This window comes from Flavobacterium kochi (assembly GCF_048286715.1).
In the GTDB taxonomy this organism is placed as follows: Bacteria; Bacteroidota; Bacteroidia; order Flavobacteriales; family Flavobacteriaceae; genus Flavobacterium.
The window spans coordinates 1-1,790 of the sequence record NZ_JBLVPW010000072.1; the positions used below are offsets into that span (position 1 = coordinate 1).

General features: G+C 46.0%; 1 protein-coding gene. It reads left to right on the plus strand.

Annotation, left to right across the window (positions count from 1 at the left end; genetic code table 11):
• Positions 1-1,790, plus strand: a 1,790-nt coding sequence (locus ACNQGH_RS21830) for an HYR-like domain-containing protein (RefSeq protein ID WP_470303892.1), incomplete at both ends; no start/stop codon positions are given.

The window sequence follows — 1,790 nt, forward strand, 5'->3', positions numbered from 1 at the left end:
CAGTGACCTTGACCTTTGCTGATGTAAGAACCAACGGTAACTGTCCTGGTAATTACAGTGTAACCAGAACCTGGACTGCAACAGATGATTGTGGCAACCATTCTTCTGCTTCACAAACCATCAATGTTCAGGATATTACTGCACCGGTAATCGCAGCTTTACCTGCTCCGTCCACTATCAATTGTCCAGCTTTGCCAGCCTTTGCGCAAGCAACAGCAACTGATACTTGTGATGCTTCAGTGACCTTGACCTTTGCTGATGTAACTACTCCAGGCAACTGTCCGGGTAATTACAGTGTAACCAGAACCTGGACTGCTACAGATGATTGTGGCAACCATTCTTCTGCTTCACAAACCATCAATGTTCAGGATATTACGGCTCCGGTAATCGCAGCTTTACCAGCACCATCCACTATCAATTGTCCAGCCTTGCCAGCCTTTGCACAAGCAACAGCAACTGATACTTGTGATGCTTCAGTGACCTTGACCTTTGCTGATGTAAGAACCGACGGTAACTGTCCGGGTAATTACAGTGTAACCAGAACCTGGACTGCTACAGATGATTGTGGCAACCATTCTTCTGCTTCACAAACCATCAATGTTCATGATGTTACTGCACCGGTAATCGCAGCTTTACCTGCTGTATCCACTATCAATTGTCCAGCCTTGCCAGCCTTTGCGCAAGCAACAGCAACTGATACTTGTGATACTTCAGTGACTTTGACTTTTGCTGATGTAAGAACCAACGGTAACTGTCCTGGTAATTACAGTGTAACCAGAACCTGGACTGCAACAGATGATTGTGGCAACCATTCTTCTGCTACGCAAATCATCAATGTTCAGGATATTACTGCACCGGTAATCACAGCTTTACCTGCTCCGTCCACTATCAATTGTCCAGCTTTGCCAGCCTTTGCGCAAGCTACTGCAACTGATGCTTGTGATACTTCAGTGACTTTGACTTTTGCTGATGTAAGAACCGACGGTAACTGTCCTGGTAATTACAGTGTGACCAGAACCTGGACTGCTACAGATGATTGTGGCAACCATTCTTCTGCTACGCAAACCATCAATGTTCAGGATATCACGGCTCCGGTAATCGCAACTTTACCAGAGGAAACCACTATCAATTGTCCAGCTGAGCCGTCATTCGCACAAGCAACAGCAACTGATGCTTGTGATACTTCAGTGACCTTGACTTTTGCTGATGTAAGAACCAACGGTAACTGTCCTGGTAATTACAGTGTGACCAGAACCTGGACCGCAACAGATGATTGTGGTAACCATTCTTCTGCTTCACAAAAAATCAATGTTCAGGACATCACGGCTCCGGTAATCGCAGCTTTACCAGCACCATCCACTATCAATTGTCCAGCCTTGCCAGCCTTTGCGCAAGCAACAGCAACTGATACTTGTGATGCTTCAGTGACCTTGACCTTTGCTGACGTAACTACTCCAGGCAACTGTCCTGGTAATTACAGTGTAACCAGAACCTGGACTGCAACAGATGATTGTGGCAACCATTCTTCTGCTTCACAAAAAATCAATGTTCAGGACATCACGGCTCCGGTAATCGCAGCTTTACCTGCTGTATCCACTATCAATTGTCCAGCCTTGCCAGCCTTTGCGCAAGCAACAGCAACTGATACTTGTGATGCTTCAGTGATCTTGACCTTTGCTGATGTAACTACTCCAGGCAACTGTCCAGGTAATTACAGTGTAACCAGAACCTGGACTGCAACAGATGATTGTGGCAACCATTCTTCTGCTTCACAAACCATCAATGTTCAG